General features: G+C 65.8%; 1 protein-coding gene. It reads left to right on the top strand.

What is annotated here, in order from left to right:
* On the top strand, positions 1-219 hold a 219-nt coding region (locus AMS67_RS17580; RefSeq protein WP_162230795.1), incomplete at both ends, for a hypothetical protein.

Raw genomic sequence — 219 nt, 5'->3', positions numbered from 1 at the left:
AATCTACCCCGAGCAGGCGAGCCCGCCCGAGTATCCGCCTGACCACCCTGACCGGCGGCATCGACCTATCCAACGTCGACATCGACGACATCATCGACGAAGCCAACCAGGCCCTCGACAACACCGACGAGGCCACCGACCAGGTTCGTGTCGACGCCGACCAACCCGGCACCGACACCCCCTTCCCCATCGACGACATCGACCCGCTAGGCTCCGACC

Source organism: Leucobacter japonicus (assembly GCF_001273855.1).
Taxonomy (GTDB): Bacteria; Actinomycetota; Actinomycetes; order Actinomycetales; family Microbacteriaceae; genus Leucobacter; species Leucobacter japonicus.
The sequence above is the reverse complement of the archived record's forward strand: the minus strand, read 5'-3'. Positions and strand labels throughout refer to the sequence as shown.